Raw genomic sequence first — 6889 nt, 5'->3', positions numbered from 1 at the left:
GGGGGGGGGGGGGGGGGGGGGCCAAATTCGCCTGTGGCGAATTGGCTTGCCGGGGGCGGCCCCTGGCGGGGCCTCAACTCTGCGGGTGGCTGGCGTCGAAAGCGGCACGGGCCTGCGGCCCGCCTTGGGGCCCGTTCCGGCCTGCGGCCGGGAGCGTTAACGATGTGGCGGGCCCGTTCCGGCCTGCGGCCGGGAGCGTTAACGATGTGGCGTGAATCGCCGGTGGAGGGGCCTCCCCTGGCGGGGTGTCCGAGCGGCGTTGACGATGTGGCGTGAATTGCCGCTATGAGAGCCATCCCTGACGGGACGGCGAATTCGGCGGGCCGTCCGTTCACGATATCCCGCGAATTGCCGGTGGAGGGCCATCGCCCGATATCAGCCCCCCCGGGCGCAGCGGCGGGGCCCCGGTGCCTCTGCGGCCCTGGGACAGCCCGTCGGGCGGCCTGGGGCCTCCGGGGAGGCGTGGGCCCGGGGCAGGGCCCTGGCGGGCTCCGCAGAGGCCGGAAAGGACAGTAGGAGGGGAGGGTGGGCACCTGCGGCCGGGGGGAGCAGCGGGCGCGGGTGCCGGCCTGCGACGGCGACAGCGGGCGCACCGGCCGGGACGACAGCGGGCACCAGGAGACCGCCGAGCCACCCACCGGGCACCACCGGCCCGCGCCGGCCCTGCTCCCGGCACAACCGGGGGCCGGGGCCTGAGCCGGGGCCTGACGGGGCGCAGCGGCGGCCACGGGCCCGGCCCCGAGGGCGCCGGCGGCGGCCACCGCAGCACGGCGACAGCACCCCGGCGGGCACTCCCGGCCGGGCCGGCGGACCCACCCCCGGACGCCCACCGCCAACCCCTCCATGCCCCCCCCCGGCCCCGAAGAGGCAGCACAGGCGCAGCACCACCCGGCCGGCGAGCGGGGACGGACAAGGGGCCAGGGCGCAGCACCACACCACCTACCCGCTGCCCCTTGAACAACCACCAGCCCGTCCTCAGCGCGGGCGGCCTGCGGCCGCGGCGGGGTGCCGGCCTGGCGGCCGCACGGTGGGTGGTCGGGGGCCGGGGCCTGGCGGCCCGGCAGCGCGTGGGTGCGGGGCCGGGCCTGCGGCACCGGCCGAAGGTGGTGGGCGGGGCCGTGGTGGTGGCCTGCGGCCCCCAGGCGGGAGCACAGCAGGACGTGGTCGGCGGCGCGCGGTACCGGAGGTGCCGGGCATGGTCGGTGGCCCGGCCAGGCGGTACCACGGGGCGGGAGCAGCCGGGCCTGGGCGGCCTACGGCCCCCGGGACGGCAGCACCCCGTGGATGCCATCCCCCCGGGGCATCGGCCCCGCCTGCCGGAGCCGATGCCCCGGGACAGCGGTCCTCCCCGCGAGCCGGAACCGCGTACCGGCCAGCGGAACGCGGTCGGGGCCGGTCAGCACCAGGCGGCCCCGTCATGGCTGGCTGTCAGTTCGACGGTGTACTCGCTGGGCTTCGCCTCCTGCTCGCCCGGGACGTTGTAGGCGTCGGGAAAGTGCAGCGAAAGGAAGACAGTGAGATCGCCGTTCCGGCGGATGAAGCAGTTCTAACCACCACCGTCCTCTTCGTCAAGGTGGAGCTGCCAGCCGTTCTCGACGGCAGCGGCCCGGTAGTGGGCGACGAGGTCGGCACGGTTTCCGGGGTGGTCATAGCCCCGGCCCGCGTAGGCGAACCCGTCATCCTCGTCGCACCCGCTGTAGGGGTCGCCGACCCTGGTGGACCCGGGCAGCGCCGCGGCGTTCAGGATCGGATCCTCCTCCAGATCGCCAGACAGGTTCGCATCGCGCAGCGAGCAGCCGGTGAAGGCCCCGGTCACCACCCACCCCACACCACAAGCGGCGGGCAGAGCGAGCACCAGCAGGACCACAGCAGCGCGCTTGAAGATTTTCACGACCGCAGAGCCTAACCAACCGCCGTGGCAGCACCAACCGACATCCAGCCCCCGCTCCCTCCGCCCGAAGACGGCGTTCCGCCGGAGAAACCGGCAGTGAGCGCAGGCGGGAAACCGGCCGCGATTCCGGCGCTGAAATTCTGGGGCGGGCGGGCCGGTGGGCGGAGGCCGAACGCGGCCGGGGTGAGCGGTGAAACTGCCGGGCAATCAAGCGGGTCACCAGGGCCGTTCCAGACGATCACTCCGGCGGGAATCCGGGAACTCGGGGCGGCGGAATCCGGGTACGTTCCGGCAACCACCGGAGCACGTTCGGCGGGCAGAATGGACAGTGTCGGAACAGGTGCCCTCGGACGCTGCCTCACACCGCGAAATCCGGGGCCACCCAAGAACACCACAAGCGGGCGCAGCACCATCCGGCCCGGTGGCAAATGAACGGGATTAACGAGCAGCGCGGACGGTGGAATTCGGAGGCCTATTTCCGGAATCCGTGCGGCGCCGGGCAGGGCGGGCCGGGGCGGGACGGCGGCCGGGCACCACCACCTGGTCCTCGCGCCCGGGTACCTGCGGCACCGGGGCGGGGCCCCCGGGGCCGGCGACCGGCACGGCGACGACCTGGCCCCCGACGGCAGACAGCAGGCAGGCGGGCGGGCGGGAGCGGCCCCGGGGACGGCTACTGGTGAAGAGGCAGTGTTCCAACCCTGCGCTATTCGGGCCGGAACAGGCGCACCGCCTATGCCTTGGGTGGTCCTTGAGGATCATTGGCGGCTGGGCTAGCGTTCGGGGACCTGCCAGTACCGGCACCTTCAGGAAGTCGACATGCCTCGCCGAACGCCGGGCGAGATCAGATCTCAGCTGCCGCTTCGGGACACAAGCCACGCCTGGCGGACCGTCATACGAGGGCTGTCTGCGTCAGCGAACCGGCAGATAGCCGCGTTCGAGCGCGAACGAGGCTTGCCGAGAGGTGATGTCGCGCTCGCCTTCCGACGCTGGGCTCAGCGTGCAGGGCGACCCCGTAGTGCCGAGGAGTGGCGCTACGGATACTCCGACGTCCCAACCGGGCATATCCGCACGCTGCTGGAAATGACGGCTTGGAACCTGCGTTCACGGGCGCGGCGAGAGCTGCGAGCCGCGCTGGCTCCCGTCGACGCCCGGATCCTGGGCAGGACGGTTAACGACCCGTTCGCTCCGCAAGGACTTCCCTGGTGGCAACGGCGCATCGAAATCTGAGGCGGCCCGTTTGGCCAGGAGCAGCTGCTCGACACCGCACCCGGCGCAGCCGCAGCCCGGCGGCCGCGGCACGGACCGGATCGCGGGCGGCCCGGCGGACCGGCACGACATCGAACGCACCACCTTGCGCGTCCTGCCCATCGAGCCCCGCCCACCAGCCCCAGACCCACCAACGCACCGCCGCGCACCCGCACCTCGGCCGTCGAGGCCGGTAACTCCCCCGCAGCCGACCGGCCCGGGGTGGTTGTCGCGCTCAGCCCAACTGCTGGGCGTTCAGGCTGGTGAGGTGCTCCTGGGCGGCGCTCTCCTTCGCGTAGAGGACCTGGATGTCGATGGCGAGCTCGGTGCCGGGGTCGATGGTGTGTCCCCCGCCGACCGGGGAGCCGAGCAGGACGCTGCCGTCGGTACCGTCGCGCAGGATCTCGCCCCAGAAGACATCGGTGAACCCCTTGTACAGTGAGGTCCCGTCGGGCAGGTCACCGAAGCCGAGCGCCCACTTCACGACGCGCGTCTCGGCGGCGCGCACCGTGATCCGGTAGGAGTAGATCCACTTCTGGGTCTCCCAGTCCTGCCACTTGCTCAGGAACGCCTGCTCGACAATCAGGTTCCCCAGGAAGGGCGCCGCCAGCGCGGACCTGGCCTGGTCGTTCCAGGTGCCGTTCGGACTGTCGGCCATGGCGATCCGCGCCAGGCTCGCGATCGAGGACCTGCGGTCGACCGGCAACGAGTGCCCCTGCTGTGCGGCGGCGGAGAAGAGCGCGTTGTCCTCGTCGGTGCGGTTGACGACGCTGCTCACCCCGTCGGCGCTGTGGTCGAAGCCGTACACGGCGAAGTCGGCGACGGACGTGCCCACCGGAATCGTCAGGATCTTGTCGCCGATCCCGGGGGTCTGGCCGGCGTTGAAGTTGACGGCGCGGTAGAGGCAGAAGTTGCCCTCCGGGCACGCGTCCTCGCCCTGCCCGTAGATCAGCTGCGCTTGCTCGTCGCTCACCGTTCATGCCTTCCTGTTGGCGACTCCGGAGCCCGGTTGCCGTCCTGGCGACCGGGCGGTTACGCCGAGTGACTCTACCCGTCATCGTTCGTGACCGAAGTACTTGACTCGCCCCGGCCTCGCCGGAAATTGCGCGAACGGCCGTCACCGCCGGAGCCCGGCCGGCCAGCAGCCAGGGCGTGCCCGAGCCATGGACCTGAGCGAGGAGCGAGGCGGCCGCGAGGGGGCGAGTCGGCCTGACGGGCGGCGGGCCGGCCCAGGAGCAGCCGAGGCCGGCGGCCCGGGAGCCGCCCGCTCCCGGGCGCGGCCCGGGTGGCAGCCCGACGGACCCACAACGGGCGGGGGGAGGTAGCCTGACCTTCCGTTCCGGTCGTGCTCGCTCAGCCGCCGTCCTCGGGTACCTCGACGCGGCGAACTTCGCACTGGTCGAGGAGGCGGGCCAGGTAGCTGTAGGCGGCCGGCCGGGCGCGGGCCCGGGAACGACGACCAGCAGCAGCTGCCCGACACCGGCACCGCGCGGCGGCAGACCGGGCAGCAGCAGCACGGCGCAGCGGGCGGCGGCCAGCCGACCGGGCCGACGCCAGGCAGGGGGCGGCCCCGGGAGCAGCCGCTCGACACCAGCACGGCGCAGCAGCAGCGGCAGGCCGGCAGGCCGGGCCGGGCCGGGCGCGGCCCCGGGAACGGCGGCCAGCAACAGGCCGGGGACGGGGGCTGGCGGGAACGGCGGCCAGGAGCAGCTACTCGACACCGGCAACGCGCAGCAGCCGGCCGGCCGGGGCAGCCGCGGACATCGACCAGGTCGGCACTGGCAGCGGGCACGACGCGGTGAGCCGGGCACAGCGGCGGCCAGGGGCAGCCGCGGGCCACCAGCAACGTCAGGACCCGCCGGGGACGGGCGGCGACGGGCAACGGCCTGACGGACCCGCAGCTGACGTGCGCGCGTGTGCTTTGTCCTGGTGGCCTGGGGTTCAGTGAGTTCGGCTGTCCGGCGGGGGCCAGGGCCCCTCGTAGGCCGGTCCGCAGTCGGCGGGCAGGTTGGCCACCACCAACGCGGCCGCCTCCTGCGGCGTGAGGCCCTCGCCCAGGACCGACGAGTACAGCGGCCCGTACACCGAGCACGGCGTGCCGCCCGCGATGAACGGCAGGTCGTTGCTCCACGGGAACTGCGAGTTCCGGTGGAAGCTGAGACACCCGTGGCTCGGGAACGGGAACAGGACCCGCAGGCGCGGCTCGGCGTAGGCCGCCTCCACCACCGCCGGATCCCCCAGTCGCACCGCGGGATCGCCCGCCAGCATCAGCCGCCAGGTCCTCGCAACCGTCGTCTCCTCAACCATCCGGCGATCATGACGCGCACCCTCCCGGCAGGGCAACCTGCCCCGGGCCCGGGGCCGGGGCCGGGGCCAGGGCCAGGGCCGGGACTGGGCCGGCCGCTCCCGGCGGCCGACAACCCACGGCACGGCGCCCGGTAACGGCCTTCCCGCAGGGCGGCCGGAGCAGCGGCCCGGGAGCCGGGACGCGACCCGACGACGGGCCCGACGAGGGCGACAACGTCCGGACGCAGAGCACACACACCACCCCGACCAGGCGCAGCACGCCGGGCCCGGGAGCGGCGGCGGGCACGGGGCCGGCTGCTCCCGGCAGGCCGGAACGCCCCCGGGAAGCAGCACGACGACCAGGACGACGACCACCACGGCCGCCACGGTCAGGTGCAGCCCCCGGCGTCCCTGCTCGCGGTACCAGGTGGCGGCTGATCAGCCGAGCGGGAGCAGGCGTTCCAGGTAGTACTCGGACTCGGGGTCGGGCTGGATGAGCAGCGACTGGAGCAGATAGCGCCCGGTGGGGATCGTGACCCGGAGGAGCTCCGGCGGATCGGCGGTCTCGAGCCCGCGGATGTGCTCGCCGTCGTAGCCGGCGTCGGTCAGCACGTACCGGCCGCCGAGCTCGACCGTCACCACGTCCTCCCACGCGTTGGAGGCCAGCGCCGTCTCGACACCGGGGAGCAGCGAGCGGTCGTCGGCGGCGGACGACCAGCGGGCGAAGACCAGGGCGGACGCGATCCAGGTCACCGGCAGCGGCTCGCCGCCGAGGATCACCACGTCGTGGCCCTCGAAGCGCAGGGCCGTCGCGTACTCGCCGCACGCGTCGCAAGCCTCCTGCCCGGTCCACCGGGGCACCAGGTGCTCGGGCAGGAGGGCGTAGCGCGCGAAGTCGGTGCGGTCGAGCCAGATCAGCGGAACGGTCATCCGGTCATGATGCCAACACGGCGTCACGCCCGGAGGGCACCGCTCGTCCGGGACGCCCCCGCGACGGCGCCAACGGCCCGGCGCCGGCAAGCGGGCCGGGCGCGCGGCAGCCAGCAGGCCGGACCGCGCCGGGCGGGAGGCGACCACCGCCGGGTGCGGACCACCACCAGGCACAGCAGGCCGGGTCAGGAACGGCGACCAGGCGCAGCAGGCCGGAGCCGGACCGGCGGGCGGCTCCCGGCGGCAGGGGAACAGCCCCATGCCCCGGACAGCGCCGGAGCCGGCCACGCACCGGGGGCGACGACCACCCCCACGACCCCGGAACGCCCGGAGCGCGCACCACTCCCCACCGGAATCCCCCGGCGAACCCGCCCCGCGAAATCACCACCCACCGAAACCGCCCCGAGACAGAGGCAATTCCCGCGAACCGACAAGGAAAAACCCGGACCGAACCCGGCAGCAATTCCGACGGCATTCCGACGGGCCGTCAAAACATGGGAAAACCCCGCCACGGCCCCAACCCCCGACCGGCCCGGA

Annotated in this window: 4 protein-coding genes; all 4 read right to left on the bottom strand. The window is 73.9% G+C overall.

The features are described from left to right. Positions 1-1546 precede the first annotated feature (1546 nt). Positions 1547-1891: a hypothetical protein gene (locus ABT014_RS31740; RefSeq protein ID WP_350642851.1), complete on the bottom strand. Its 345-nt coding sequence runs from the start codon at positions 1889-1891 to the stop codon at positions 1547-1549. A gap of 1480 nt (positions 1892-3371) precedes the next feature. Continuing rightward, complete coding sequence (locus ABT014_RS31735) at positions 3372-4109, bottom strand: peptidase inhibitor family I36 protein (RefSeq protein ID WP_350642850.1); 738 nt, start codon at positions 4107-4109, stop codon at positions 3372-3374. Between the two features lie 968 nt (positions 4110-5077). Beyond that, positions 5078-5443, bottom strand: coding sequence for a DUF6193 family natural product biosynthesis protein (locus ABT014_RS31730; protein WP_350642848.1), 366 nt, complete (start codon positions 5441-5443; stop codon positions 5078-5080). A gap of 417 nt (positions 5444-5860) precedes the next feature. Then, entirely contained in the window at positions 5861-6352 is a 492-nt protein-coding gene (locus ABT014_RS31725; protein WP_350642846.1) for an Imm21 family immunity protein, read from the bottom strand. Positions 6353-6889 lie beyond the last annotated feature (537 nt).

This window comes from Kitasatospora sp. NPDC094015, from assembly GCF_040304075.1.
Taxonomy (GTDB): Bacteria; Actinomycetota; Actinomycetes; order Streptomycetales; family Streptomycetaceae; genus Kitasatospora.
Note: the sequence above shows the minus strand (reverse complement) of the source record. Positions and strands in the feature narration are given on the sequence as shown.

What these genes read in the sequence shown, in the direction of transcription:
- ABT014_RS31730 (WP_350642848.1), bottom strand. Translation starts at nt 5,443, where the DNA reads ATGGTTGAGGAGACGACGGTTGCGAGGACCTGGCGGCTGATGCTGGCG.
- ABT014_RS31725 (WP_350642846.1), bottom strand. Translation starts at nt 6,352, where the DNA reads ATGACCGTTCCGCTGATCTGGCTCGACCGCACCGACTTCGCGCGCTAC.